General features: G+C 60.2%; 23 protein-coding genes and 1 riboswitch. Of the genes, 11 read left to right on the top strand and 12 right to left on the bottom strand.

Annotated features, from left to right (window positions below; all coding sequences use genetic code 11):
* Positions 1–6: 6 nt before the first annotated feature.
* Entirely contained in the window at positions 7–423 is a 417-nt protein-coding gene (madL, locus tag BW33_RS00940) for a malonate transporter subunit MadL (protein ID WP_027610595.1), read from the top strand.
* A gap of 1 nt (position 424) precedes the next feature.
* A complete protein-coding gene (gene madM / locus BW33_RS00935) occupies positions 425–1,189 on the top strand; it encodes a malonate transporter subunit MadM (RefSeq protein WP_047596562.1) in 765 nt (254 codons plus the stop codon).
* Between the two features lie 111 nt (positions 1,190–1,300).
* On the opposite strand, the gene BW33_RS00930 is transcribed toward madM, so the two are convergent.
* The gene (locus tag BW33_RS00930; protein WP_047596561.1) at positions 1,301–2,215 is read right to left on the bottom strand and encodes a LysR family transcriptional regulator; all 915 of its coding nucleotides are present in this window, start codon (positions 2,213–2,215) and stop codon (positions 1,301–1,303) included.
* Between the two features lie 212 nt (positions 2,216–2,427).
* Between BW33_RS00930 and trhA the strand changes: the two genes are divergently transcribed.
* Complete coding sequence (trhA, locus tag BW33_RS00925) at positions 2,428–3,045, top strand: PAQR family membrane homeostasis protein TrhA (RefSeq protein ID WP_047596560.1); 618 nt, start codon at positions 2,428–2,430, stop codon at positions 3,043–3,045.
* Positions 3,046–3,138: 93 nt separating this feature from the next.
* Here trhA and BW33_RS00920 read toward each other — a convergent pair whose 3' ends face one another.
* Together BW33_RS00920 and BW33_RS00915 are read right to left on the bottom strand one after the other, a co-directional pair.
* Positions 3,139–3,858, bottom strand: a complete 720-nt coding sequence (locus BW33_RS00920; protein WP_047596559.1) for a 16S rRNA (uracil(1498)-N(3))-methyltransferase — start codon at positions 3,856–3,858, stop codon at positions 3,139–3,141.
* Positions 3,859–3,999: 141 nt separating this feature from the next.
* Entirely contained in the window at positions 4,000–5,406 is a 1,407-nt protein-coding gene (locus tag BW33_RS00915) for an adenosylmethionine--8-amino-7-oxononanoate transaminase (RefSeq protein ID WP_047596557.1), read from the bottom strand.
* 224 nt (positions 5,407–5,630) lie between these two features.
* Here BW33_RS00915 and BW33_RS00910 point away from each other — a divergent pair, with 224 nt between their 5' ends.
* Entirely contained in the window at positions 5,631–7,400 is a 1,770-nt protein-coding gene (locus BW33_RS00910; RefSeq protein ID WP_047596556.1) for a flavin monoamine oxidase family protein, read from the top strand.
* A 377-nt stretch (positions 7,401–7,777) separates the two neighbouring features.
* Here BW33_RS00910 and BW33_RS28150 read toward each other — a convergent pair whose 3' ends face one another.
* On the bottom strand, positions 7,778–8,275 hold the full coding sequence (locus BW33_RS28150; RefSeq protein ID WP_081794153.1) for a hypothetical protein: 498 nt from the start codon (positions 8,273–8,275) through the stop codon (positions 7,778–7,780).
* A gap of 335 nt (positions 8,276–8,610) precedes the next feature.
* Between BW33_RS28150 and BW33_RS00905 the strand changes: the two genes are divergently transcribed.
* On the top strand, positions 8,611–9,162 hold the full coding sequence (locus BW33_RS00905; protein WP_047596555.1) for a cytochrome b: 552 nt from the start codon (positions 8,611–8,613) through the stop codon (positions 9,160–9,162).
* Positions 9,163–9,193: 31 nt separating this feature from the next.
* Positions 9,194–9,787 (top strand): YceI family protein, encoded by a 594-nt coding sequence (locus BW33_RS00900; protein ID WP_047596554.1) that lies wholly within the window; start codon positions 9,194–9,196, stop codon positions 9,785–9,787.
* 232 nt (positions 9,788–10,019) lie between these two features.
* On the opposite strand, the gene BW33_RS00895 is transcribed toward BW33_RS00900, so the two are convergent.
* The 4 genes from BW33_RS00895 to ahcY all read right to left on the bottom strand — a co-directional run bounded on the left by BW33_RS00895 (position 10,020) and on the right by ahcY (position 15,518).
* Positions 10,020–11,885, bottom strand: coding sequence for a DEAD/DEAH box helicase (locus BW33_RS00895; protein WP_047596553.1), 1,866 nt, complete (start codon positions 11,883–11,885; stop codon positions 10,020–10,022).
* Positions 11,886–12,106: 221 nt separating this feature from the next.
* The gene (locus tag BW33_RS00890; protein ID WP_047596552.1) at positions 12,107–12,919 is read right to left on the bottom strand and encodes a substrate-binding periplasmic protein; all 813 of its coding nucleotides are present in this window, start codon (positions 12,917–12,919) and stop codon (positions 12,107–12,109) included.
* Between the two features lie 169 nt (positions 12,920–13,088).
* Positions 13,089–13,934: a methylenetetrahydrofolate reductase [NAD(P)H] gene (metF, locus tag BW33_RS00885; protein ID WP_003229047.1), complete on the bottom strand. Its 846-nt coding sequence runs from the start codon at positions 13,932–13,934 to the stop codon at positions 13,089–13,091.
* A 174-nt stretch (positions 13,935–14,108) separates the two neighbouring features.
* Positions 14,109–15,518: an adenosylhomocysteinase gene (gene ahcY / locus BW33_RS00880; RefSeq protein ID WP_007959684.1), complete on the bottom strand. Its 1,410-nt coding sequence runs from the start codon at positions 15,516–15,518 to the stop codon at positions 14,109–14,111.
* Positions 15,519–15,541: 23 nt separating this feature from the next.
* Positions 15,542–15,640: riboswitch (S-adenosyl-L-homocysteine riboswitch) on the bottom strand.
* A gap of 196 nt (positions 15,641–15,836) precedes the next feature.
* Between ahcY and BW33_RS00875 the strand changes: the two genes are divergently transcribed.
* Together BW33_RS00875 and BW33_RS00870 are read left to right on the top strand one after the other, a co-directional pair.
* Positions 15,837–16,244, top strand: coding sequence for an acyl-CoA thioesterase (locus tag BW33_RS00875; protein ID WP_047297108.1), 408 nt, complete (start codon positions 15,837–15,839; stop codon positions 16,242–16,244).
* Positions 16,245–16,449: 205 nt separating this feature from the next.
* Positions 16,450–17,355 (top strand): formate/nitrite transporter family protein, encoded by a 906-nt coding sequence (locus tag BW33_RS00870; RefSeq protein ID WP_047596550.1) that lies wholly within the window; start codon positions 16,450–16,452, stop codon positions 17,353–17,355.
* Here BW33_RS00870 and BW33_RS00865 read toward each other — a convergent pair whose 3' ends face one another.
* On the bottom strand, positions 17,356–18,621 hold the full coding sequence (locus BW33_RS00865; protein ID WP_047596548.1) for a cation:proton antiporter: 1,266 nt from the start codon (positions 18,619–18,621) through the stop codon (positions 17,356–17,358).
* 155 nt (positions 18,622–18,776) lie between these two features.
* Here BW33_RS00865 and BW33_RS00860 point away from each other — a divergent pair, with 155 nt between their 5' ends.
* Entirely contained in the window at positions 18,777–19,610 is an 834-nt protein-coding gene (locus BW33_RS00860; protein ID WP_047596547.1) for an EamA family transporter, read from the top strand.
* Between the two features lie 39 nt (positions 19,611–19,649).
* Positions 19,650–20,033 carry an MAPEG family protein gene (locus BW33_RS00855; protein ID WP_047596546.1) on the top strand — a complete coding sequence of 128 codons (384 nt, stop codon included), beginning with the start codon at positions 19,650–19,652 and terminating at the stop codon, positions 20,031–20,033.
* A 123-nt stretch (positions 20,034–20,156) separates the two neighbouring features.
* Here the strand turns inward: BW33_RS00855 and mltA are convergent, their stop codons facing one another.
* A complete protein-coding gene (gene mltA, locus BW33_RS00850; protein ID WP_047596545.1) occupies positions 20,157–21,329 on the bottom strand; it encodes a murein transglycosylase A in 1,173 nt (390 codons plus the stop codon).
* Positions 21,330–21,457: 128 nt separating this feature from the next.
* Between mltA and BW33_RS00845 the strand changes: the two genes are divergently transcribed.
* Positions 21,458–21,907, top strand: coding sequence for a c-type cytochrome (locus BW33_RS00845; RefSeq protein WP_047596544.1), 450 nt, complete (start codon positions 21,458–21,460; stop codon positions 21,905–21,907).
* A gap of 178 nt (positions 21,908–22,085) precedes the next feature.
* Here BW33_RS00845 and BW33_RS00840 read toward each other — a convergent pair whose 3' ends face one another.
* On the bottom strand, positions 22,086–22,481 hold the full coding sequence (locus tag BW33_RS00840; RefSeq protein WP_041063442.1) for a DUF1090 domain-containing protein: 396 nt from the start codon (positions 22,479–22,481) through the stop codon (positions 22,086–22,088).
* A gap of 94 nt (positions 22,482–22,575) precedes the next feature.
* On the bottom strand, positions 22,576–24,252 hold the full coding sequence (ligB, locus tag BW33_RS00835) for an NAD-dependent DNA ligase LigB (RefSeq protein ID WP_047596543.1): 1,677 nt from the start codon (positions 24,250–24,252) through the stop codon (positions 22,576–22,578).
* Between the last annotated feature and the right edge of the window lie 136 nt (positions 24,253–24,388).

Raw genomic sequence — 24,388 nt, 5'->3', positions numbered from 1 at the left:
ACAACAATGATTATTTACGGTGTGGCGCTGTTGGCGATCTGTACGCTGGCAGGGGTGATCATGGGTGACATGCTCGGCGTGTTGCTGGGCGTCAAATCCAACGTCGGCGGGGTCGGCATCGCCATGATCCTGTTGATCTGCGCGCGGTTGTGGATGCAGAAGCGCGGCGGCATGACCAAGGATTGCGAGATGGGCGTCGGCTTCTGGGGCGCGATGTACATTCCGGTGGTAGTGGCGATGGCCGCGCAACAGAACGTCGTCACCGCCCTGCACGGCGGCCCGGTGGCGGTGCTGGCGGCAATCGGTTCGGTGCTGGTCTGTGGTTGCACCATTGCCCTGATCAGCCGCACTCATAAAGGTGAGCCATTGCCTGACGAACCGGTGGAAGTCACCCCGGTCGGCACCCCGGTAGGAGGTCGCTGACATGTGGGCACTCGTTGAAAACGGTCTGGAACACAACGGCCTGATCACGGCTTTCGCTTTCGTCGGCGTGATCATGTGGGTCTCGGTGATTCTCTCGAAACGCCTGACGTTCGGGCGCATTCACGGCTCGGCGATTGCCATCGTCATCGGTCTGGTGCTGGCGTGGGTCGGCGGCACTATGACGGGCGGCCAGAAAGGCCTGGCGGATCTGACGCTGTTCTCCGGCATCGGCCTGATGGGCGGCGCGATGCTGCGTGATTTCGCGATCGTCGCCACGGCGTTCGAAGTGCAGGCGACCGAGGCGAAGAAGGCCGGGTTGATTGGCGTGATCGCGCTGCTGCTCGGAACCATCCTGCCGTTCATTGTCGGCGCGTGCATGGCCTGGGCCTTCGGCTATCGCGATGCGGTGAGCATGACCACCATCGGCGCGGGCGCGGTGACCTACATCGTCGGCCCAGTGACCGGTGCGGCGATTGGCGCGACCTCGGATGTGATGGCGCTGTCGATTGCCACCGGGTTGATCAAGGCGATTCTGGTGATGGTTGGCACGCCGGTAGCGGCGCGCTGGATGGGCCTGGATAACCCGCGTTCGGCGATGGTGTTTGGTGGTCTGGCCGGGACGGTGAGTGGGGTGACGGCGGGGCTGGCGGCGACGGATCGGCGCTTGGTGCCTTATGGGGCGTTGACGGCGACGTTCCACACAGGGCTTGGCTGTTTGCTTGGGCCTTCGCTGCTGTTCTTTATTGTTCGCGGGATTGTTGGTTAGGTCCGGAATTTGAGTTGTCTGGGCTGACGCTTTCGCGAGCAGGCTCGCCCCCACAGGGAAATGCATTCCAAATGTGGGAGTGAGCCTGCTCGCGAAGGAGTCGACGCGGTTTCAAGCCTGGCGATTGGCATACATCCGACACTCCGCCAGCAGCGCCAGCAGATTCGGATCACGCTCCTTGGCCTTCAGGAACACCACGCCAATGTGCTGCTGCAACCGATACTTCTCCTGCAACGGAATCAGCTTCACCCGGTTCTCGTACACCGCCGCAATCCGCCCCGGCAGCAACGCATAACCCACCCCCGAGCTGACCATGCTCAGCAGGGTGAAAATGTCGTTGACCTGCATCGCCACCTTCGGCTCGAACCCCGCCTGCTTGAACACCCGGATGCCGTCCTGATGGGTGGCGAAGCCTTGGGTCAGGGTAATGAACGTTTCGTCGCGCACTTCAGCCAGATCGACTTCCTGACGCTGGGCGAATCTTGAATCTGCCGGCGTGGCGAGAAAAATGTCATCGGAGAACAGCGGGATCTGCTCGCAGTCCGGGTCGCTGACCGTGTCGTCCAGCGACACCAGAATCGCGTCGACTTCCATGTTCTTCAGCTTGTAGAGCAGGTCGATGTTCGAGCCGAGGATCAGGTCGATGTTGAGTTCGCTGCGGCGGATCTTCAGGCCCATGATCAGTTGCGGTACGGTTTTCACCGTCAGCGAATACAGCGAGCCGAGCTTGAAGCGTTCAGCGGAGAAGCCGGCGGCTTCGCGGGTCAGGCGCACGCTTTCGACCACGTCCTGGATCAGCTTCTGCGCGCGTTCTTCGAGCACGTAGGCGCTTTCCAGCGGCGTCAGGTTGCGCCCTTCGTGCTTGAACAGCGGGCAGCGCAGGGCGCTTTCCAGCGAATGGATCGCCCGGTGCACGCTGACATTGCTGGTCTGCAACTCGGCAGCGGCGCGCGCCAGATTGCCGGTGCGCATGAAGGCGAGGAACACCTCGAGTTTTTTCAGGGTCAATTCTTCGTCGATCAGCATGGCGCGGACTCTTTTTGGTATCGGCCGATTGTGCCCGGTATGCGCCGCTCTTTGTAGGAGCTGCCGAAGGCTGCGATCTGTTGATCTTGAAAAGCAAAGATCGCAGCCTTCGGCAGCTCCTACAGGGATCGTGTTGAATGGAAACATTGCGCTTTTACGCTCAAGGCCCGAGCCTTGCGCGCTGCGGTAACGAATAACGAGGTGAGCGACACATGTATCACGGGGAAAAACTCAACGCCTGGACGCACTTGGTCGGGGCAGTGGCAGCGTTTATCGGCGGCGTGTGGATGCTGGTGATTGCCAGCCTCGACGGCAGTCCGTGGAAAATTGTCAGCGTGGCGATCTACGCCTTTACCTTGCTGGTGCTCTATAGCGCCTCGACCGTGTACCACAGCGTGCGCGGGCGCAAGAAAGCGATCATGAAGAAGGTCGATCACTTTTCGATCTACCTGCTGATCGCCGGCAGCTACACACCCTTCTGTCTGGTGACGCTGCGCGGGCCGTGGGGCTGGACACTGTTCGGGATTGTCTGGGGGCTGGCGCTGATTGGCATTTTGCAGGAAATCAAACCACGCTCGGAGGCGCGGATCCTGTCGATCGTGATCTATGCGGTGATGGGCTGGATCGTGCTGGTGGCGGTCAAACCGTTGATTGCCGCGCTGGGCACGACCGGGTTTGCCTGGCTGGCGTCGGGCGGGGTGTTGTACACCGTGGGGATCATCTTTTTTGCCCTGGATCACCGGTTGCGGCATGCGCATGGGATCTGGCATTTGTTTGTGATCGCCGGGAGTCTGCTGCACTTTGTGGCGATTCTGTTTTATGTCCTCTGAAGCAAGATCAAAAGATCGCAGCCTGCGGCAGCTCCTACAGTTGAAACGGGATCCACCTGCAGGAGCTGCCGAAGGCTGCGATCCTTCAGCGCTTTAGAAGTCGCCCCAAAGTTGCTGAGCCACCGCCAGTGCCACCACTGGCGCGGTCTCGGTGCGCAACACCCGCGGCCCCAGCCGAGCTGCATGGAAGCCGTTGCCTTTGGCCTGCTCGACCTCGGTATCCGACAAACCACCCTCTGGCCCGATCAGGAACGCCAAAGTCGCCGGTTTTGCATGGCTCACCAGCGGCTCGGCCACTGGATGCAGCACCAGTTTCAACTCAGCCTGGGTTTGCTTCAGCCAGTCGGCCAACAACACCGGCGGATGAATCACCGGCACCCGTGAGCGCCCGCACTGCTCGCAGGCGCTGATCGCCACCTGGCGCCAGTGCAGCAGGCGTTTGTCGGCGCGTTCGTCCTTCAGGCGCACTTCGCAGCGGTCGCTGAAGATCGGGGTGATTTCGCTCACGCCCAGCTCGGTGGCTTTCTGGATCGCCCAGTCCATCCGTTCGCCCCGGGACAGGCCCTGGCCGAGGTGGATCTGCAGCGGCGATTCGACCTGGCCGGCGAGCTGTTCGTCGATCTGCACGACGACGCGTTTTTTGCCGACTTCCACCAGCGATCCGCGAAACTCATGGCCGGAACCGTCGAACAACTGCACCGCATCGCCCTCGGCCATGCGCAGCACGCGGCTGATGTAATGCGCCTGGGCTTCCGGCAGTTCGTGTTCGCCGGTGCTCAGGGGGGCGTCGATAAAGAAGCGGGACAGTCTCATTTCGGGTCTCTGGAAAGATGTGAATCAGTTGGATCGGTGTCAGCTTCGTTCGCGAGCAGGCTCGCTCCCACGGGAAATACATTCCAGGGTGGGAGCGAGCCTGCTCGCGAAAGCGGCAGTTCAGGCGCCACAAATTTTCAATCAGCCCGGATCACGGAACCCCGGGTGGAAATCCTTCGGCACCGCCACGCTGACGCTGTCACGGGTGGCGATGTCGATGCCTTCACTGGCGACTTCGGCGAGGAAGTCGATCTGCTCCGGGGTAATCACATACGGCGGCAGGAAATACACCACGCTGCCCAGCGGCCGCAGCAACGCGCCACGCTCCAGCGCATGCTGGAACACCTTCAGGCCACGGCGTTCCTGCCAAGGGTAGGCCTCTTTGGTGGCTTTATCCTTGACCATCTCGATCGCCAGCACCATGCCGGTCTGGCGCACTTCGCTGACATTCGGGTGATCGACCAGATGCGCAGTGGCCGAGGCCATGCGCCGGGCCAGTGCCTGGTTGTTCTCGATGACGTTGTCCTGCTCGAAGATATCCAGTGTCGCCAGTGCTGCCGCGCAGGCCAGCGGGTTGCCGGTGTAGCTGTGCGAATGCAGGAAGGCGCGCAGAGTCGGGTAGTCGTCGTAGAACGCGCTGTAGACCTCGTCGGTGGTCAGGCACGCCGCCAGTGGCAGGTAGCCGCCGGTCAGGGCCTTGGACAGGCAGAGGAAGTCCGGGCGGATGCCGGCCTGCTCACAGGCGAACATGGTCCCGGTACGGCCGAAGCCGACGGCGATTTCGTCGTGGATCAGGTGTACGCCGTAGCGGTCGCAGGCTTCGCGCAGCAGTTTGAGGTACACCGGGTGATACATGCGCATGCCGCCGGCGCCCTGAATCAACGGCTCGACGATGACTGCCGCAACGCTGTCATGATGTTCTGCCAAGGTTTGTTCCATGGCGGCGAACAGGTTGCGCGAATGTTGTTCCCAGCTCATGCCTTCGGGGCGCAGGTAGCAATCCGGGCTCGGCACCTTGATGGTGTCCATCAGCAATGCCTTGTAGGTTTCGGTGAACAGCGGCACGTCGCCGACTGCCATCGCCGCCATGGTTTCACCGTGGTAGCTGTTGGTCAGGGTGACGAAGCGCTTTTTGTCTGGCTGGCCGCGGTTGAGCCAGTAGTGAAAGCTCATTTTCAGCGCGACTTCGATGCAGGACGAACCGTTATCGGCGTAGAACACCCGATTCAGGCCTTCCGGGGTCATCTTCACCAGACGCTCGGACAGCTCGATCACCGGTTGATGGCTGAAACCGGCGAGGATCACGTGTTCCAGTTGATCGACCTGATCCTTGATGCGCTGGTTGATGCGCGGGTTGGCGTGGCCGAACACGTTGACCCACCATGAGCTGACGGCGTCGAGGTAGTGCTTGCCTTCGAAGTCTTCGAGCCAGACGCCTTCACCGCGTTTGATCGGGATCAGCGGCAGCTGTTCGTGGTCTTTCATCTGGGTGCAGGGATGCCACAGCACCGCGAGGTCGCGTTGCATCCACTGGTTATTCAGGCCCATTTACAGTCTCCTCGAGGCGGCTCGCGTCAGGCGCGGGCAAACAATCGCGCAAGCCTATGCAATGCATCGCGTCGGGACAACCCATTGCGTCGATTGAGCTACTTTGTATGGGCCGATAGACGTCGCTGGCGGCGTTTTGATGGCTGACGTATTCTTCGCGGTTCTTTGGGTCGTCTGACCCGCAAAACTGCTTTTTTCCTACGTGTATTTCCGGAGTTCGCTGAATGTCTGTCGGTTGGCTGCGCGCCTGTGCGCTGGTGATGTTGGGGCTGTTCAGCGTTACGGCGCTGGCCAAGGATAAAACCGCAATCGTGATCGGCGGCGGCCTGTCGGGCCTGACCGCGGCTTACGAGCTGCAAAACAAGGGCTGGCAGGTCACGCTGCTGGAAGCCAAGCCGAGCCTCGGCGGTCGCTCGGGCATGGCCACCAGCGAGTGGATCGGCAACGACAAGACCCAGCCGGTGCTGAACAAGTACGTTTCGACCTTCAAGCTGGGCACCACGCCAGCCCCTGAATTCGTGCGCACACCGGGTTATCTGATCGACGGCGAGTACTTCTCCGCTGCCGATCTGGCGACCAAGCAGCCAGCTACCGCCGACGCCTTGAAGCGCTACCAGAAAACCCTCGACGATCTGGCGCGCTCGATCGACGATCCGCAGAACCCGGCCGCGACCAACACCCTGCATGCGCTGGACCAGATCAACGTCTCGAGCTGGCTCGACAAGCAGAACCTGCCGGCCACCGCGCGTCAGTTGATCAACCAGGACATCCGCACTCATTACGATGAACCTTCGCGTCTGTCGCTGCTGTATTTCGCCCAGCAGAACCGCGTCTACCGTGGCGTCTCCGACCGTGACCTGCGCGCCTCGCGCCTGGTCGGCGGCAGCCAGGTACTGGCCCAGGCGTTCGTCAAACAGATCAAGACCATCAAGACCAACTCGCCGGTTTCCGCGATCACTCAGGACAAGGACGGCGTGACCGTCAAGGTCGGCAGTGTTGGCTATCAGGCTGACTACGTGGTGCTGGCCGTGCCGCTGCGTGCGCTGAACAAGATCGCGCTGACCCCGGCGCTGGACGCCCAGCATCTGGCCGCGATCAAGGGCACCAACTACGGCTGGCGCGATCAGATCATGCTCAAGTTCAAGACGCCGGTGTGGGAAAGCAAGGCGCGCATGTCCGGCGAGATCTACAGCAACACGGGTTTAGGCATGCTCTGGATCGAGCCGGCGCTGAAGGGCGGCGCCAACGTGGTGATCAACCTGTCCGGCGACAACGCTCGCGTGATGCAGGCGTTCGGCGACAAGCAGATGGTCGATCAGGTGCTGATCCGTCTGCACACGTTTTATCCACAGGCCCGTGGCTCGTTCACCGGTTATGAAATCCGTCGCTACAGCACCGACCCGTCGATGGGTGGCGCCTACCTGGCTTACGGCCCGGGCCAGATCAGCAAGTTCTGGCGCCTGTGGGAGCGCCCACTGCAACGCGTAGCGTTTGCCGGCGAACACACCGACACCCTGTATCCTGGCACCCTGGAAGGCGCGCTGCGCACCGGTCAGCGTGCGGCCAGTCAGGTTGAAGACCTGGCAGCCGGCAAGTCGTTTGAACCGGTCAAAGTGGTTCCGGCCGCAGCAGCGGCAGGCGCGGCGGGTGCCGTGTCGGCGAAGAAGGGCAACTTCTTCAGCAATCTGTTTGGCGGTTCGGATGACGAGAAGAAGCCAGAGCCAGTGAAGGCGCCTGAGCCAGCGCCAGCGGCTCCAGCGCCTGCACCGGCTCCAGCCCCAGCCCCTGCGCCAGCTCCGGTGGAAGCGCCGAAACCAGCCGCTCCGGTGAAAACCGAGCCGGCGAAGAAAGCGCCAGCCAAGCCTGCGGCGAAGAAGCCGGCGGCCAAAACCGACGCGAAGAAAGCCGCAGCCAAGCCTGCTGCAAAAAAGGCTGAGCCGGCGAAGAAGCCAGCGGTGAAACCTGCTGAGACGACCGAGACCAAGGCGCAATAAGCCTTAGCTCCAATAAAAAACGCGGCCAAATGTGCCGCGTTTTTTTTTGCAATTAAACATGCAGTTTTATCTTTTTCCATGCAGTCTCAAGGCTTACCTTTGCGCAGGATTTTTCCCACAAAATAATCAGAATGAAATGATAGCGAGTCGGTTGTCTCGAATTTTATGCTTGGGTGAATTGGAGGTGACTCGTTATGAAACTATTTACGTTGCTGTTCGTGTTAATTGCAGTTTCCGGCTGTGCAAATGGCCATTTCTTTCCAGGCGGATATAGCTCGGAGCTTGCTCATAAATGCACGATGGATCCTTATGGCTCGGATTGTTTACAGCCTCCGGCTATTCTTAAGAATTAATCGAACATGTCAGCGCCGGGCATGTTAAAAATCCCATTTGAATACCTGTGTACCGTCCGGTAAATTTCTGAGCCATTTCTGTTTTGGCTTCGAGCTTCGTCCTGGGGCAAAGCCAAAGCGTGCCCAGCGTGGGCTGCCGGTGCGTTGATCATAGATGATAAGGTTCCCATCATCCTGGATAGTCATACACGTGTTGTACCACAGTGACTTGTCAGCGCTGTGGGTACTTTCAGCAATCCAAAGACGGCGTCTGGATGGATCATAGAGAAAGCCACTATTGCTGATCACGAACTGCAGAGGCTCGCGCATACGTTTCTGATGTAAGGTTTTACTGTAAGGCTGATTTCCATCTGCTACCCAAATTAAAGCTTCACCCTCCTTGATCAGCAAATTTCCATCGGCCTGTAAGATCAAACGAAATTGACCGTTATCGGATTGCAGGAATTGAGCCGGTGACATCGTTTGATTGGCGGGTAGTGTGGATGAGCCACTTGCTTGAAACGGCGTATATCGAAGAGCCATTTATGTATACCTGATCAATAAGTAATGGAGTCGCCATTGGATCAGGTTTGAATATTCAATCAGCTGTACATAGTTATTGATCAAAAATATAGCTGTTTGCGATCTTCCGTAGAGCCGCCTGCGGAGTTCCATTCCCTCGTATCCCGACTGGTCAGGCGGTAAAAATCGACCGGTCGGCGCCAAGCACGATCCGACAAAATTGCCTTTAATCTTTCCTTAACGCGTCGCTTCTAGGCTCTTGATCGTATTTCTCGATATTTCAAAGCAAAATTTTCCGCTTTAATTCGATAGATAACTCGCTAGTCTTGGTTCGCAGTTCTCACAGGATTTGGGCAATGCAGCTACGTAACTCTGCTTCACGCTATGGTTGGGTCAGCATCTTCATGCACTGGGGCGTGGCGCTGGCGGTCTTCGGACTGTTCGCGCTGGGTCTGTGGATGGTGGGGCTGGATTACTACAGCAGCTGGCGCAAAGACGCGCCGGATCTGCACAAGAGCATCGGTCTGGTGCTGCTGGGTGTGATGGTGTTGCGGGTGCTCTGGCGCTTTATCAGCCCACCGCCACCGACGCTGCAAAGCTACAGCCGCATGACCCGCATCGGCGCCAAATTCGGCCACGGGTTTCTGTACGTCGGACTGTTCGCTGTGATGCTTGCCGGTTACCTGATTTCCACCGCAGACGGTGTCGGGATCCCGGTGTTTGGCCTGTTTGAAGTTCCTGCACTGGTTTCCGGGCTACCGGATCAGGCAGATACCGCTGGGGTGATTCATCTCTGGCTGGCATGGGCGCTGGTAATTTTTTCCGGTCTCCATGCGTTGGCAGCATTGAAGCACCACTTTATCGATCGTGATGCGACCCTCACTCGAATGCTCGGTCGCAAAGCCTGAAGTTCAACCTCGACTCAAAGGAAAAGAAAGCATGTTGAAAAAGACTCTGGCCGCGCTGGCAATCGGTTCTGCCGTACTGTCCGCGAACGTGATGGCTGCTGATTACACTGTCGACAAGGAAGGCCAGCACGCTTTCGTCGACTTCAAGATCAGCCACCTGGGCTACAGCTACATCACCGGTACCTTCAAGGACATCGACGGCAAGTTCAGCTTCGACGCCGCCAAGCCTGAAGACAGCAAAATCGAATTCAACGTGAAGACCGCCAGCGTGTTCACCAACCATGCCGAGCGCGACAAGCACATCTCCAGCAAAGACTTCCTGGACGTGGGCAAATACGCTGACGCCAAGTTCGTCTCCACCAGCGTCAAATCCACTGGCAAGAATGCCGCTGGCAAAGACACGGCTGACGTGACCGGCGACCTGACTCTGCACGGCGTGACCAAGCCGATCGTGGTCAAGGCTGTGTTCCTGGGTGAAGGCAAGGATCCATGGGGCGGCTACCGTGCCGGCTTCGAAGGTACCACCAGCATCAAGCGCTCTGATTTCGGCAAGATGATGGATCTGGGTCCACAGTCCGACAACGTCGATCTGTACATCTCGTTTGAAGGTGTGAAAGCGAAATAACTTCGCCGCCATACAAAAACGCCTCCGGTCGCAAGGCCGGGGGCGTTTTTTATTGCCTGCCACAACCCGGATCCCCTGTAGGAGCTGCCGAAGGCTGCGATCTTTTGAGGTTGGTTTTTCCAGGATCAAAGATCACAGCCTTCGGCAGCCCCTACAGAAAGCGGGTTCTGGGACATCCATAAAAAATGCCCCGGCTCTTTCGAGTCGGGGCATTTTTCATTGCCGCGGTAACTCAGCGATTGCGGGTCAGCAGTGCTGGTTTTTCACCGCGCGGACGGGTCGGCAGTTGATCGAGCTGCTCAGGCGTCGGGAAGCGGTCAGCCTTGGACTCCTTGTGCATGATCTTCGGCCCGTTGCTGCGCGGGTTCTGCACGGCCGGTTCGGCGCGTTGCTGATCGTCGCGAGCCGGACGGCGGTTGCGCGAGGACTCGTCACGACGGCCCTGGCCATCACGCGGAGCACCGTTGCGCGGGCCGCTGCGTTTGGCCGGCGGAGTGCCGGTGCTTGAACCGTTGCTGTTGCGCGGGCCGTTCTGGCGACCTTGCGACTGACCGCCGCGTGGAGCGCCCGCGCCTGTACCTTGTGCCGGAGCACCCGGACGACGGCCGCGGCCACCGGCTGGAGCAGCTTTCGGCACGTAGTCAACACGGTTACCGAAGTTATCGATATCGTCGTCGAGGAACTCGTCCGGTGCACGATCAGCCGCAGCGCGTGGTGGCTGGCTCGGACGCTGTTCGCGGGCCGGGGTGCCTTCACGTGGTTTCTGCTGACGGGCAGGGCGCTCGCCGCGTTCGCCGGCGGGTTTTTCCTTGCCCTTGTCTTTGCCTTTGTCCTTGCGACCGCCGCCACCGCCGCCGCCATTCGGACCGTCGCCACGCGGGCCACGGGAGTTGCGCGGGTTGCGCATGTCCGGACGCTCGCGCACTTCAGGCTTCTCGGCCTCAATGGTGCTGGCATCGAAGCCCATCAGGTCGCCGTCGGCGATTTTCTGCTTGGTCATGCGTTCGATGCTTTTCAGCAGTTTTTCTTCGTCCGGGGCCACCAGCGAGATCGCCTCGCCCGAACGGCCGGCGCGGCCAGTACGGCCGATACGGTGCACGTAGTCTTCATCGACGTTCGGCAGTTCGAAGTTGACCACGTGTGGCAACTGGTCGATGTCCAGACCGCGAGCAGCGATGTCGGTCGCTACCAGAATGCGCACTTCACCGGCCTTGAAGTCGGCCAGGGCTTTGGTGCGGGCGTTCTGGCTCTTGTTGCCGTGGATCGCCACAGCCGGCAGGCCGTGTTTGTCCAGGTACTCGGCCAGACGGTTGGCGCCGTGCTTGGTGCGGGTGAACACCAGTACCTGTTCCCAGGCGCCGGCGGTGATCAGATGCGCCAGCAGGGCACGCTTGTGGCTGGCCGGCAGACGGAACACGCGTTGTTCGATGCGCTCGACCGTGGTGTTCGGCGGCGTGACTTCGATGCGTTCCGGGTTGTGCAGCAGCTTGCCGGCAAGATCGGTGATGTCTTTGGAGAAAGTCGCCGAGAACAGCAGGTTCTGACGCTTGGCCGGCAGACGTGCGAGGACTTTCTTCACGTCGTGGACGAAGCCCATGTCGAGCATGCGGTCGGCTTCGTCGAGGACGAGGATTTCGACGTGGGACAGATCGACGCTGCCCTGGCCCGCGAGGTCGAGCAGACGACCCGGGCACGCGACGAGGACGTCAACGCCACGGGACATGGCCTGGACCTGCGGATTCATGCCGACGCCGCCAAAGATGCAGGCGCTGACGAATTTCAGGTCACGGGCGTAGATCTTGAAGCTTTCGTGTACCTGGGCCGCGAGTTCGCGGGTCGGGGTCAGGACGAGTACGCGCGGTTGGCGCGGGCCATGACGCTGGGATTTGTCCGGGTGACCGTTGGGGAACAACCGCTCCAGGATCGGAAGGGCGAAACCGCCGGTTTTACCGGTACCTGTCTGTGCCGCAACCATCAGGTCGCGACCTTGCAACACGGCGGGAATGGCCCGCTGTTGCACCGGAGTAGGCTCGGTATAGCCCGCATCTTCGATGGCGCGGACTAAAGCCTCGGAGAGACCGAGGGAAGCAAAGGACATGAGTAATCCTGTTTTAGTTAGGGCTTGGCCCAATGGGAGTCTTGCCTGGCGCGAATCGCGTTTAAGAGGACGCGATCCCGTCCGGTCCTGCTGCGGTTCCGAAGGCACGTCAGGAGCGCTCGCGCGGGCTGAAAGCTGCGCTGTAGCGGGTCGAGAGGCCTGTTACGGTTCCGGGCGTCCGGGCGTGAGCCTGGCGGGAACGCCGGAGTATAACAGAGCAATCACTGCGCGCTGCTTTCCTGCTGCTCAACGGTTTTGCGGCTGGCCGAGGCGTTGCCCAGCGGCATGGCATCGACCGGGGCTGCGCCGTAGCGTGCGCTGAGCTCGGCGTAGGCCGGTTCGCGCTTGAAACGCTTGAGCTCGGCGCCGAAACGCGCCACCAGTAGATCCATCCCGGCATTGCGTCGAACGGCCAGATATTGGCTCTGACGGCTGATGACCGTGGGATTTTCGGTAATTTGATCGCGAATATTCAGCTGATCGAGCAAGTGCTGACCCACGCGGCGATCGGTGATCAGCAAGTCGATGCGCCCGCGCAGCAGCTTGCCGAAGTTGGCCTCGTGGGTCGGTGCCGGCTCGCGGGTGAACAGTGTCGACTGGCTGAAATCCGGGCTGTAGAGATAGCCCGGCGAAGTGCCGATGGTCAGACCTTTGAGGTCATCGAGCTGACGGAACGGATGGGGTCGGTCGTTGGCGTAGAACATCACGAACTCGACGTCCGACAGCGGTTCGATGGGGTAGAGCAGGGTGGCGTCACGCTCGTCGCTGTGAAAAATGTCCAGTGCGCCGTCAGCCTGGCCGGTTTCAAGCATCGACAGGCAGCGTTTCCACGGCAGGAACTGCCATTCGACTTCGATTCCCAGACGCTTGAACACGATGGCGGTGGTTTCGTAGTCCAGACCGAGGTTCTTGCCATCCTCTTCGTATACGTAAGGTGCCCACGGCTCGGTGACAATACGCAGCTTCTCGCCCCGAGCGGCAAAGCTCAGGCAAGCAAAAACCAGCACGGTGAGTAACTGCGCGAAAAAAGGCATGGCTTGAGATTACGACGAGAAACGCGAAAGAGCCAGAAAGTGCCTGCACAAGCTCTGTTTCGGGCATTTAAAAGCAAAAGATCGCAGCCTTCGGAAGCTCCTACATGGGCATTAATTACACCTGTAGGAGCTGCCGAAGGCTGCGATCTTTTGATCTTTCTTTTAGTGCTTAGCGCGGCAACTTCAGGTTATTCCAGATCGCCAGACTAGGTTCAGCCTGGTTCATGGAATAGAAGTGCAGCCCCGGTGCGCCACCTTGCAGCAGGCGTTCGCACATTTCGCTGACCACTTGCTCGCCGAAGCGCTGAATGCTCTGGCTGTCATCGCCGTAGGCTTCCAGTTGCTTGCGGATCCAGCGCGGAATTTCCGCACCGCAGGCATCGGAGAACCGCGCCAGTTTGCTGTAGTTGGTGATCGGCATGATCCCCGGTACGACTGGAATATCCACGCCCAGCGCCTGCAAACGGTCGACGAAGTAGAAGTAGCTGTCGGCGTTGAAGAAGTACTGGGTGATGGCGCTGTCGGCACCGGCGCGGGCCTTGCGCACGAAGTTGGCGAGATCGTCTTCGTAATTGCGCGCTTGTGGATGCATCTCCGGGTAAGCGGCAACTTCGATGTGAAAATGATCGCCGGTTTCTTCACGAATGAACTCAACCAGTTCATTGGCGTGACGCAGCTCACCGCTGGTCATACCCATGCCGGACGGCAGGTCACCGCGCAGGGCAACGATGCGCTTGATGCCGGCAGCCTTGTACTCGTTCAGCAGGCCGCGCAGGTCGTCCTTGCTGTCGCCGACGCACGACAGGTGCGGTGCGGCCGGTACTTTGACTTCGCTTTCCAGTTGCAGAACGGTGTTGAGGGTGCGATCACGGGTCGAACCACCAGCGCCATAGGTGCAGGAGAAGAAGTCGGGATTGTACGTTGCCAATTGGCGGGCAACGTTGAGCAGCTTTTCATGCCCAGCATCGGTCTTGGTCGGGAAGAACTCGAAGCTGTAGCGACGGTCTTGGGACATGGTCATACCCTTGGAAACACGTAAGCCGGACGCTGTATCCCTGCAGGAGCTGCCGCAGGCTGCGATCTTTGAAGATCAAAAGATCGCAGCCTGCGGCAGCTCCTGCACAGAGCGGTCAGCAGCGCCAGTCAGGCAACGCGGTGCGCAAGGCACACCGCGTCGACGCTCAGCCAATCAGTAGCGGTAAGCGTGCGGCTTGAACGGGCCTTCGACGGTCACGCCGATGTAGTCAGCCTGTTGCTTGGTCAGTTGAGTGACCACGCCGCCGAAGCCGCGAACCATTTCCAGGGCCACTTCTTCGTCGAGTTTCTTCGGCAGTACTTCAACGGTCAGACGCTCGGCTTTCTGGGCTGGCGACAGGTCGGCGTACTTCTGGCCGAACAGGAAGATCTGCGCCAGTACCTGGTTGGCGAACGAACCGTCCATGATGCGGCTCGGGTGACCGGTGGCGTTGCCCAGGTTCACCAGACGGCCTTCGGCCAACAGGATCAGGTAGTCGTCGTTCTGCGCGTCGAAAGCGCCCGGGCCGGTACGGTGGATCTTGTGTACCTGTGGCTTCACTTCTTCCCATGCCCAGTTCTTGCGCATGAAAGCGGTGTCGATTTCGTTGTCGAAGTGGCCAATGTTGCAGACAACAGCGCGCTTCTTCAGGGCTTTGAGCATGTTCGCGTCGCAAACATTGACGTTGCCGGTGGTGGTCACGATCAGGTCGATCTTGCCCAGCAGCGCTTTGTCGATGCTCGCTTCGGTGCCGTCGTTGATACCGTCGATGAACGGCGAAACCAGTTCGAAACCGTCCATGCAGGCCTGCATGGCGCAGATCGGGTCAACTTCGGAAACCTTGACGATCATGCCTTCCTGACGCAGGGACTGGGCCGAACCCTTGCCCACGTCACCGTAACCGATGACCAGCGCTTGCTTGCCGGACAGCAGGTGGTCGGTGCCGCGCTTGATCGCATCGTTCAGGCTGTGACGGCAGCCGTACTTGTTGTCGTTCTTGGACTTGGTCACCGAGTCGTTGACGTTGATCGCAGGGATCTTCAGTTCGCCCTTGGCCAGCATGTCCAGCAGGCGGTGAACGCCGGTGGTGGTTTCTTCGGTCACGCCGTGAACGCGATCCAGTACTTGTGGGTACTTGTCGTGCAGCAGCTGAGTCAGGTCGCCGCCGTCGTCGAGGATCATGTTGGCGTCCCATGGCTGACCATCTTTCAGGATGGTCTGCTCCAGGCACCACTCGTACTCTTCTTCAGTCTCGCCTTTCCAGGCGAAAACCGGGATGCCGGCAGCGGCGATGGACGCAGCGGCCTGGTCCTGAGTCGAGAAAATGTTGCAGGACGACCAGCGTACTTCGGCACCCAGGGCAACCAGGGTTTCGATCAGCACGGCGGTCTGAATGGTCATGTGGATGCAGCCGAGGATTTTCGCGCCCTTGAGCGGCTGCTCGGAAGCATACTTGCGGCGCAGACCCATCAGGGCCGGCATTTCCGACTCGGCGATGATGGTTTCGCGACGGCCCCAGGCAGCCAGGGACATGTCGGCAACTTTGTAATCGTTAAAATCTGCAGGCGTGATAACAGCGCTCATGAAGAGCCTCCATTCGTAATGTATGCGAATGGGCGCCGTTGTGCGTTTAGTGTCCGGCCGTGGCCAGTCAACGCCCCATCCGAGCCTGACAGGTTGAACCTGCTGCAGCGCCCCTCGGACAGGTGGCGGGAAAACGGTAGCAAGTGAACGTTACCGTTTTGAAACGGGGGCGATTATAGCCGTCTAGACTGATCTTCCAAAGGGTTTCTGTCGGCCAAATGAAGATCGCTAATAGCGACCATAGTAGAAGGCTCATGGAGCCTGACCGCTCGGTCTGCCAAGATGGCGCCATCTTTCGGCAAACGCTCAGGAGTGAACATGAATTTCCACACCCGCAAATGGGTAAAACCCGAAGACCTGAACCCCAACGGCACCTTGTTCGGCGGCAGCCTGCTGCGCTGGATCGACGAAGAAGCGGCGATTTATGCGATCGTCCAGTTGGGCAATCAGCGCGTGGTGACCAAGTACATTTCCGAGATCAACTTCGTCAGCGCCTCGCGCCAGGGCGACATCATCGAGCTGGGCATCACCGCCACCGAGTTCGGCCGCACCTCGATCACCCTGACCTGCGAAGTGCGCAACAAGATCACCCGCAAGAGCATCCTCACCGTCGAGAAGATGGTCTTCGTCAACCTCGGTGAAGACGGTTTGCCGGCGCCGCACGGGCGGACCGAGATCAAGTACGTCAAAGACCAGTTCAAGGAAGATGAGCTCGTCAGCGAGTAATGCGAGCCCTGCAGGAGCTGCCGCAGGCTCGGGCCGCGATCGGACGATCTTTTGACTTTGCTTTGTGTAAAGCAAGATTAAAAGATCGCAGCCTCCGGCAGCTCCTACATTGTCATGCGTAAAACCGGGGATTTGCGTGGCGCATACAGAACGTATTCCAGGCAAGTACGGTCGTAGCTAAAAGCCCCCACCTGGTTCCCACGCCATGACCACCCCGACAGACGGCAAGACCCCCAACCTCTCGACCGATGAAAAACATGAAGTCGAGAAAAACCAGCCGCCCCGCGCGGCGGTTCTGCATGAAATCATCCGCACTCAGGGCGATCAGGAACTGGAGCGCAGCATCGCCGCGTTGTGGTGGTCGGCGCTCGCCGCCGGGCTGACCATGGGCCTGTCGCTGATGGGCATGGGCCTGCTCAGTTCGCGTCTGCCCGACGGCGATGAATTCAAGGTCATCGCCAGTTTCGGCTACTGCGCCGGTTTCCTCGCGGTGATTCTCGCCCGCCAGCAACTGTTCACAGAAAACACCCTCACCGCCGTCCTCCCGGTGATGACCAAACCGACCCTGGCCAATTTCGGCCGGCTGATCCGCTTGTGGGGCGTGGTCCTGTTCGGCAACTTGTGCGGGACGATTCTGGTGGCGTACGTGATGCTCGAGCTGCCGATCTTCGACACCAAGACTGATCATGCCTTCCTTGAAATCGGTCGCAAGGTCATGGAAAACCACGCCAGTCAGATGTTCGCCAAGGGCATCGTTTCCGGCTGGATGATCGCCACCATGGTCTGGATGATCCCGTCCATGGAGAGCGCGAAGATGTGGATCATCATCCTCATCACCTACCTGATGGCGCTGGGTGACTTCACCCATATCGTGGTCGGTTCGGCGGAAGTGTCGTATCTGGTGTTTGCCGGCGAGCTGCCGTGGAGTGATTTCTGGATGGTGTTTGCAGGTCCCACGCTGGCAGGGAACATCATCGGTGGCAGTTTCATTTTCGCCCTGATCAGCCATGCACAAATCCGCAGCGAGAGCGGTTCTCCGAAAGATACAGGCAAGGCGAAACAGTCTGCGGATCAGGCCGAAAAGCCCGATCCGCAGCAGATCAGGAAATGATCAGTGGTGCGCGGGCTCGGTCGCTGTGGCCGGCTCGTCACGGGTGGCGTGCTTGACCAGTTTGCCGATGGTCAGACCCTGCAACAGGATCGACGACAGCACCACAATGTAGGTGATGCTCAGCAGCAGATCACGCTCCGGGCCCAGCGGCAGGGCCAGCGCCAGTGCCACCGAGACACCGCCGCGCAAGCCGCCCCAGGTCAGAATGCGGATGGTGCCGCGCGGCACCGTGCGCCAACGCCGCAGCAGAACGATGGCCGGGGCCACAGTCAGCAAGCGCGACAGCAGGATCGCCAGCGCCAGCAAACTGGCCGCCGCCACGTGCGCCCAGTTGAACGGCAGCAGTAACAGCTCCATGCCGATCAGCGCGAACAGCAGGGCGTTGAGCATGTCATCGAGCAGCTCCCAGAAGCCGTCTAGGTACTTGCGGGTCATGTCGTTCATCGCCAGGTTGCGCCCCAGGTTGCCGATGATCAGACCGGCCACCACCATCGCAATCGGCGCCGAGACGTGCAGCTCGGTGGCCATCGCCGAACCGCCGATCACCAGCGCCAGGGTCAGCATCACAGTGATCTGATGCTGCTGGACGCTTTTGATCATCCGGTACACCCCATAACCGATCAGCCCGCCGAACAGTACGCCGCCAATGGCTTCGTGCACGAACAGCATGGCCGTGGCGCTGAGGGTCGGCGTCTCGCCCAGTTGGGCGATGCCCAGCAGCACGGTGAACACCACCACCGCAGTGCCGTCGTTGAACAGCGACTCGCCGACAATGGTGGTTTTCAACGGCTTCGAGGCATTGGCAGTACGCAGTACGCCGAGCACCGCGATCGGGTCGGTCGGCGAAATCAGCGCGCCGAACAGCAGGCAGTAGAGGAAGCTCACGTGCCAGCCGAACAGGGCAAAAATGTAATAGGCGAGGCTGCCGATCACGACGGTGGCAATCAGCACGCCGAAAGTGGCCAGCAGGCCGATCGGCCAGCGGTAGCTGCGCAGGTCGTTCAGGTTGACGTGCAGGGCGCCGGCGAACAGCAGAAACGACAGCATCCAGTTCATCAGCAGATCGCCGAAGTCGATCTGGCCGATCAGTTGCTGCACGCGTTCTTCGAGGCCGGGATAGCCGAGCACGCTCAGGCCTTGCAGCAACAGGGAGAACATCAGCGCGGTGACCATCACGCCGATGGTCGGCGGCAGGCCGATGAAGCGGTAATTGACGAAGGTGAGGAGGGTGGTGAGGCAGATAAAAGCGGCTACGAGTTCTAGCATCCGGGCTCCATTGGATGGGGGTGGAAAGACAGCGCCCCGATTCTTCGGTGCAAAGGTTGGATGGGCTGATTCAGGGTGGGGACACAATCACGTTCCTTCGGTTGGTCAGCCGCAGACATTGGTGTAGGGTCAACAAAAAAACCAAGGAGTGGAACGTGCTGGCGACAGTTCTGGTGTTAATGGCGGCGCTGTTGCATGCGACGTGGAATACCCTGATCAAGTTCAGTGCCGAGCGGTTGCTGGTGGTGGCGTGCATGGACACGGTGGCGCTGCTGTTCGTGGCGCTGGTGTCACCCTTTATCAGCCTGCCGCCGCTGGACATCTGGCCGTGGATTCTGGCTTCGGCGGCGTTCGAGCTGCTGTATCGCTATCTGCTGATTCAAGCTTATCGGGTCGGCGACCTCGGGTTGGTTTATCCGCTGATGCGCGGCTTGTCGCCACTGGTGGTGCTGGCGCTGACCCTGATCTTCGCCGGCGAGGTCCTCACCACGCAGCAGATTCTCGGGATCATGCTGATTCCGCTGGGCATGGTCTGCCTGCTCTGGCAGGGCGGTGGCGGTAAACATTTGCCGTGGTCGATGCTGCCGGTGGTGGCGCTGATCGGCTTGTGTATCGGTTGCTACACCTACATCGATGGTCAGGCCTTGCGGCGCTGGTCGCATCCACTGGATTACCTGGTCTGGGTCACGCTGCTGAGCGCCTGGCCGTTTCCGTTGCTGGCATGGGTCGCCAAACGCCCGGCATTTCTGGTGTTCTGGCGCGAGCAGTGGAAGCTGGGTCTGGCGGTCGGGTTCTGCGTGTTGTTCAGCTACGCTCTGGTGCTGTGGGCGATGCAGTTGGGCTCGATTGCCGAAGCGGCGGCGTTACGTGAGATCAGCGTGATCCTGGTGGTGCTGTTCGGCATGCGGTACTTGAAAGAACCTTTCGGCAGGCCGCGGCTCTTAGCCTGTGGGCTGGTGCTGATCGGCATGCTGGTGATGAAGTTCTGACCGCCCACAATCTCCAACAACTCGAAGAAGGACGGCTTTATGACGGTGGCTCTGTGGTGCGTATTGATTGCGATTTTCCTGCCGTATGTGTGCACGATCGTGGCCAAGGCCACCGGCGGTTTCAGGCTTCAGGACAACCATGATCCTCGGGATTTTCTCGAAAGCGTGGGGGGTGTGGCACGGCGGGCTCATGCAGCGCAACTGAACAGCTTCGAAGTGACCCCGGCCTTTGCAGCGGCGGTGATCGTTGCGCATCTGGTGGGCACGGCGCAGCTGGTGACGGTGAATGTGCTGGCGGTGATGTTTATCACCAGTCGCCTGCTGTACATCATCTGCTACCTGGCAGACTGGGCGATTCTGCGGTCGCTGGTGTGGTTTGTCGGGATGGTGCTGATTGCTGCGTTCTTCTTTGTATCGGTATAGATAAAGCAAGATCAAAAGATCGTCCGAACGCGGCCCGAGCCTGCGGCAGCTCCTACAGAGGCATGCGTACTCCTGTAGGAGCTGCCGCAGGCTCGGGCCGCGTTCGGACGATCTTTTTGCTTTTTAAGGCTTGTCAGCCACCTGCGGCACTTTTGGTAACGCCGCACCTTTAGGCCAGAGCATCCAGATCTGCCCCTGCTGTTTCATGTCGCCAGCCAGTTGCCCGGCGGCATCGCCGGTGCCCCAGAACAGATCCGCACGAACCTCACCAGCAATTGCGCCACCGGTGTCCTGCGCAGCGACCGGGCGTACCAGTGCGGTTCCATCCGGGCGGGTGGTCGACAGCCACAGCAGGCTGCCCAACGGAATCACCTTGCGATCCACCGCTGCGCTATAACCGGCGGTCAACGGCACGTTCAGCGAGCCGCGTGGACCTTCGTTGCTGTCCGGGTTGCGGGTGAAGAACACATAGCTCGGGTTGCTGCCCAGCAGTTCCGGGATGCGTGACGGGTTGGCCTTGGCCCAGTTGCTGATCGCGTCCATGGTCACGTCCTCTTTCTTCAGCTCACCTTGCTCGACCAGCCAGCGGCCGATCGGCCGGTACGGGTGGCCATTCTGGTCGGCGTAGGCGATGCGCAGTTGTTTGCCATCCGGTGTCTGAATCCGTCCGGAACCCTGGATCTGCAAAAATTGCAGGTTCATCGGATCGGTGAGATAAGCCACCACCGGCGCTTTGACGCCTTTGGATTCGATGGTCGCCGCGTCGTCATACGGCTTGAGCACCCGGCCTTCGAGGCGGCCCCGCAGGCGTTTGCCCTTGAGCTCCGGATAAATGCTGTCCAGCGAGACGATGATCATGTCTTCCGGCACGCCATACACCGGCACGTTCGCCGCCTCGGTGGGCGTCAGGCTGCCGGGATAGACCGGTTCGTAGTATCCGGTGATCAGACCGTTGGGGTTGTCATGCTCGGCGCGGAGCCCGAACACGTCGAGGTTTTGCTTGAGGAACGCGCGGATTTCGTTGGCGCTCTGCGGCACGTTGGCCGCCGCAGCGCAGGTGCCGCCCCAGACCGGATCAGCCTTGAGTCGGGTGCAGGCGCTGCGCCATGAGCCGAAACCGGCGACCAGGTCGCTGTCGGACACCGCCGGCAGGGCTTCCCAGGTGGCGCTGGAATAAGTGGCCAAGGCGTGGGTTTTCGGTTTGGCCGTGTCGCCGCCCGTGCAGCCGGCGAGGATTGCCAGCAGCGGCAGGGTTGCGATCAGTGGGTGACGCCAGGCCTTGAAACGGCTGTTCATGGAGTGATTCCTGTGCCGGTTGTCCGAGTGCTCCATGCGCTCGGGCAACCCGTATTTTTAATAGGGCTATTGGTGTTTGTCGGCGACGCGAGGATACTGGCCGCCGAATTCCGTGACCTGAAGCAACCATGACTCTTAAAAGCATTTCTGTTGTATTGCTGGCCTGTCTGACCTTGTCCGCTTGTGGCGGCGTCGATCCGAATTCTCCGCTGGGACAACGCAAGGCGATCTTCAAGCAGATGCTCAAGACCGGTGAGGACTTGGGCGGCATGTTGCGCGGACGCATTCCATTCGACGGGCCGAAATTCGCCGAAGGCGCGGTGAAGCTTGATGCGTTGTCCCATGAGCCGTGGAAGCATTTCCCGCAGGTGCGTGAAGAAGATCACACCAGCGCCAAGGACGATGTCTGGCTGCGTCAGGCCCGCTTTCAGGAATTGGCCCGCAACCTTGAAGCGGCCACCGGTGAGCTGGTGATCGCCAGCAAGGTTCAGCCCTACAAGGCCAGTAATCTCGGGCCGGCGGTGCAGAAGGTTGAAGATGCCTGCAGCGCTTGCCATAAAGAGTTTCGGGATCATTGATTGTCGGAGACTGCCGGACGACTGTGGCGAGGGAGCTTGCTCCCGCTCGGCGGCGCAGGCGTCGTAAACCCATTCAACCGAGTTGAGTCTGCTGCAGCGCGGTTGAATGGAGTTGGGACCGCTTCGCGGCCCAGCGGGAGCAAGCTCCCTCGCCACAGGACATCTCTCTCAACACTGGTTACTTGTCGATCTGGTCCAGCGCATCCTGCAGTTCCTTGCGCGACTCGGCGAGCTTGTTCTTGCGCTTGTCGATCTTCTCCGGATCGCCTTTTTTCATCGCCTTGTCGAGATCAGCCTGACGCTTGCTCACTTCGTGCTTGGCTTCCAGCACCTTGTTTTCGCGTTCTTTCTTCAGGCCGGCATCGGTGCAGTTCTTCGTCACTTCATCCAGAGCGGTCTGCAGACCGGCCTGCTGATCGGTGTTGCCCCGGGATTTGGCCTGTTCGATCTGATTGATGATGCCCTGCTTCTTGGCGGCGCAACCGGTCAGGCCCGGTGCATCTTCGTCGGCCATCGCAGGCGCGGCCAGGACGCCACAGAGAGTCAGCAAGGCGAGCGGTGCAAGAAATTTCATAAAAGCTCCATGTGCAAAGGCAATCGGGTCGGGGGCACTGCGCTGTTTGAGCGTCTGATGGCCCTGGGGTTCCCGGCTGCCTGGGATTGCTTGATCAGAAACCGTCGATTCCGGCGGCGTGTAATGTGTCACTCAAGGCCAGCACCTGCGGGTCGCGGAAGAATGCGCTCAATTGCGCCGCGCGGCCCGGGCCGATTCCGGCTTCTGCCTGCCATTGTTCGGTGTCGCGTTGTGCCAGCGCCTGCCACGAGTCGGCCAGTTGTGCCTGACCAGTCGGCGGTAAACCCAATGCTTTGAGCCACTGCGTGAACGGCCGTTGGCGGGCGCTGTGAAAACTGTTGATCAGACGTGCGCTGCTGCGTTCGCCGAAGCCGGCAATGTTAGCAAGCTCTGGCTCGTCGAGGGTCAACCAATCCAGCAGGTTGTTCAGGCGGCCTGTTTCCAGAAGTTTCTCCCAGGTGCCGCGCCCGACATTCTGCAGCGCCAGACCTTGTTTGCCACTGAGCCAGGCCAGGCGTGCGAGAAACTGGCTTTCGCAACCGGGTGTCGGTTGCCAGCAGCTCAAGGCGTGGAAATCGCGCGTGTCGGGAATGTCAAGGGCGGCCCGTTCGGTGGTGCGCAACACCACACTGTCGAGTCGTGGAATCGTCAGCCCGGCCAGGCTGATGGCCACTTGATCACCCGGGCGGATATCCAGCGTCTGCCAGCGCTTGAGTGAACCGGCACTGACCCGTTTGATCTCGCGGTCATCGAGCATCACGGGCGACAACTCCAAGACCGGTGTGATGCGTCCGCTGCGGCCGACTTTGAAATTCACTTTGCGCACCTCGGCCAGCGCCCGGGCAAACGGATATTTCCAGGCGACGGCCCAGTAGGGCGCGCTCGCCTGCCAGCGCTCAGCCGGTGGGCGCTGGCTCTGGCGCAGGACAATGCCGTCAGTGGCGAAGGGCAGGGGCGATCGATACCAGTGCTCGCGCCATTTTTGCGCGTCGGTAAAGTTGGCGATGACCTGACTGAATGGCGCTGTCGTGGCGAAGCCCAATGTCGCCAGGGTCGCTGTCCTTTCGGGCAGACTCGCCGGGCCCTGCGGCCAATCCCAGACGAACAGGCCGATCCCGGACGCCTGTTCTGCACTCAGAGTTTTACGCCTCATCAGCCCGGCAACGGTGGCGCGGGCGTTGACGCTGCCGGCGCTGGCTTGCACATGTTGATTCAGGCGCCAATAGAGTTCGCCCTGCGCCAGCAGGTCCAGCGGTTGGGTGAGTTGTTGCGGAATGGCAGCGATTTTTTGCGCCGATGCCGTCCAGTCCTGACCGCGGATGCCGTCGCCGCGGCTGATCGCTTGCTGTAACAGGCCACGACGGTAGATCAGCGTGACCGCCACGCCATCGACCTTGGGTTGTGCCCAGACATCCTGGCGATCCTTTAACCATGCTTGAACGGCGGCGGCTTCGTGAAGCTTGTCCAGGCCGGTGTGGGCGACCGGATGCGCGACGGAGCCAGACACGTTGCGCACAGGTTCGGGCGCTGCGGGCTGCTGGAAGCACTGGCGCCACTCGTTGAGCCGCAGGCGCGATTGATCGTAAAGCTCGTCGGCAATCGGCGAGCGGCCTTCGCGGTGATAGGCGTCGTCCCATTGGTCGATCTGCTGTTGCAGGGCCGAGATTTCAATGTTTGCCCTGCTGGCAGACCAGTCGGGGCAGGCTGCATAAGCGATCAGAGGGGCGAAGCTCAGTAGTACAACGGAAAACAGGCGCAGCGTGGCAAGCATTTTGAGCGTCCTTGCTCAGGGAGAATGCTTGAAGGCTAGGCGAGGATTGCGGGTCGGGTAGCCTGGGTGTTTTGCGGGGTGTTGCACAGCATTAAAGTCAAAAGATTGCAGCCTTCGGCAGCTCCTACATGGGAAT

The sequence above is a fragment of the Pseudomonas sp. RIT288 genome, from assembly GCF_000631985.1.
Classification (GTDB): Bacteria; Pseudomonadota; Gammaproteobacteria; order Pseudomonadales; family Pseudomonadaceae; genus Aquipseudomonas.
This window is presented reverse-complemented; position numbering and strand designations above follow the sequence as displayed.

Coding starts and splice junctions, on each gene's coding strand:
- madL (WP_027610595.1), top strand. CDS start 7: ATGATTATTTACGGTGTGGCGCTGTTGGCGATCTGTACGCTGGCAGGG.
- madM (WP_047596562.1), top strand. CDS start 425: ATGTGGGCACTCGTTGAAAACGGTCTGGAACACAACGGCCTGATCACG.
- BW33_RS00930 (WP_047596561.1), bottom strand. CDS start 2,215: ATGCTGATCGACGAAGAATTGACCCTGAAAAAACTCGAGGTGTTCCTC.
- trhA (WP_047596560.1), top strand. CDS start 2,428: ATGTATCACGGGGAAAAACTCAACGCCTGGACGCACTTGGTCGGGGCA.
- BW33_RS00920 (WP_047596559.1), bottom strand. CDS start 3,858: ATGAGACTGTCCCGCTTCTTTATCGACGCCCCCCTGAGCACCGGCGAA.
- BW33_RS00915 (WP_047596557.1), bottom strand. CDS start 5,406: ATGGGCCTGAATAACCAGTGGATGCAACGCGACCTCGCGGTGCTGTGG.
- BW33_RS00910 (WP_047596556.1), top strand. CDS start 5,631: ATGTCTGTCGGTTGGCTGCGCGCCTGTGCGCTGGTGATGTTGGGGCTG.
- BW33_RS28150 (WP_081794153.1), bottom strand. CDS start 8,275: ATGGCTCTTCGATATACGCCGTTTCAAGCAAGTGGCTCATCCACACTA.
- BW33_RS00905 (WP_047596555.1), top strand. CDS start 8,611: ATGCAGCTACGTAACTCTGCTTCACGCTATGGTTGGGTCAGCATCTTC.
- BW33_RS00900 (WP_047596554.1), top strand. CDS start 9,194: ATGTTGAAAAAGACTCTGGCCGCGCTGGCAATCGGTTCTGCCGTACTG.
- BW33_RS00895 (WP_047596553.1), bottom strand. CDS start 11,885: ATGTCCTTTGCTTCCCTCGGTCTCTCCGAGGCTTTAGTCCGCGCCATC.
- BW33_RS00890 (WP_047596552.1), bottom strand. CDS start 12,919: ATGCCTTTTTTCGCGCAGTTACTCACCGTGCTGGTTTTTGCTTGCCTG.
- metF (WP_003229047.1), bottom strand. CDS start 13,934: ATGTCCCAAGACCGTCGCTACAGCTTCGAGTTCTTCCCGACCAAGACC.
- ahcY (WP_007959684.1), bottom strand. CDS start 15,518: ATGAGCGCTGTTATCACGCCTGCAGATTTTAACGATTACAAAGTTGCC.
- BW33_RS00875 (WP_047297108.1), top strand. CDS start 15,837: ATGAATTTCCACACCCGCAAATGGGTAAAACCCGAAGACCTGAACCCC.
- BW33_RS00870 (WP_047596550.1), top strand. CDS start 16,450: ATGACCACCCCGACAGACGGCAAGACCCCCAACCTCTCGACCGATGAA.
- BW33_RS00865 (WP_047596548.1), bottom strand. CDS start 18,621: ATGCTAGAACTCGTAGCCGCTTTTATCTGCCTCACCACCCTCCTCACC.
- BW33_RS00855 (WP_047596546.1), top strand. CDS start 19,650: ATGACGGTGGCTCTGTGGTGCGTATTGATTGCGATTTTCCTGCCGTAT.
- mltA (WP_047596545.1), bottom strand. CDS start 21,329: ATGAACAGCCGTTTCAAGGCCTGGCGTCACCCACTGATCGCAACCCTG.
- BW33_RS00845 (WP_047596544.1), top strand. CDS start 21,458: ATGACTCTTAAAAGCATTTCTGTTGTATTGCTGGCCTGTCTGACCTTG.
- BW33_RS00840 (WP_041063442.1), bottom strand. CDS start 22,481: ATGAAATTTCTTGCACCGCTCGCCTTGCTGACTCTCTGTGGCGTCCTG.
- ligB (WP_047596543.1), bottom strand. CDS start 24,252: ATGCTTGCCACGCTGCGCCTGTTTTCCGTTGTACTACTGAGCTTCGCC.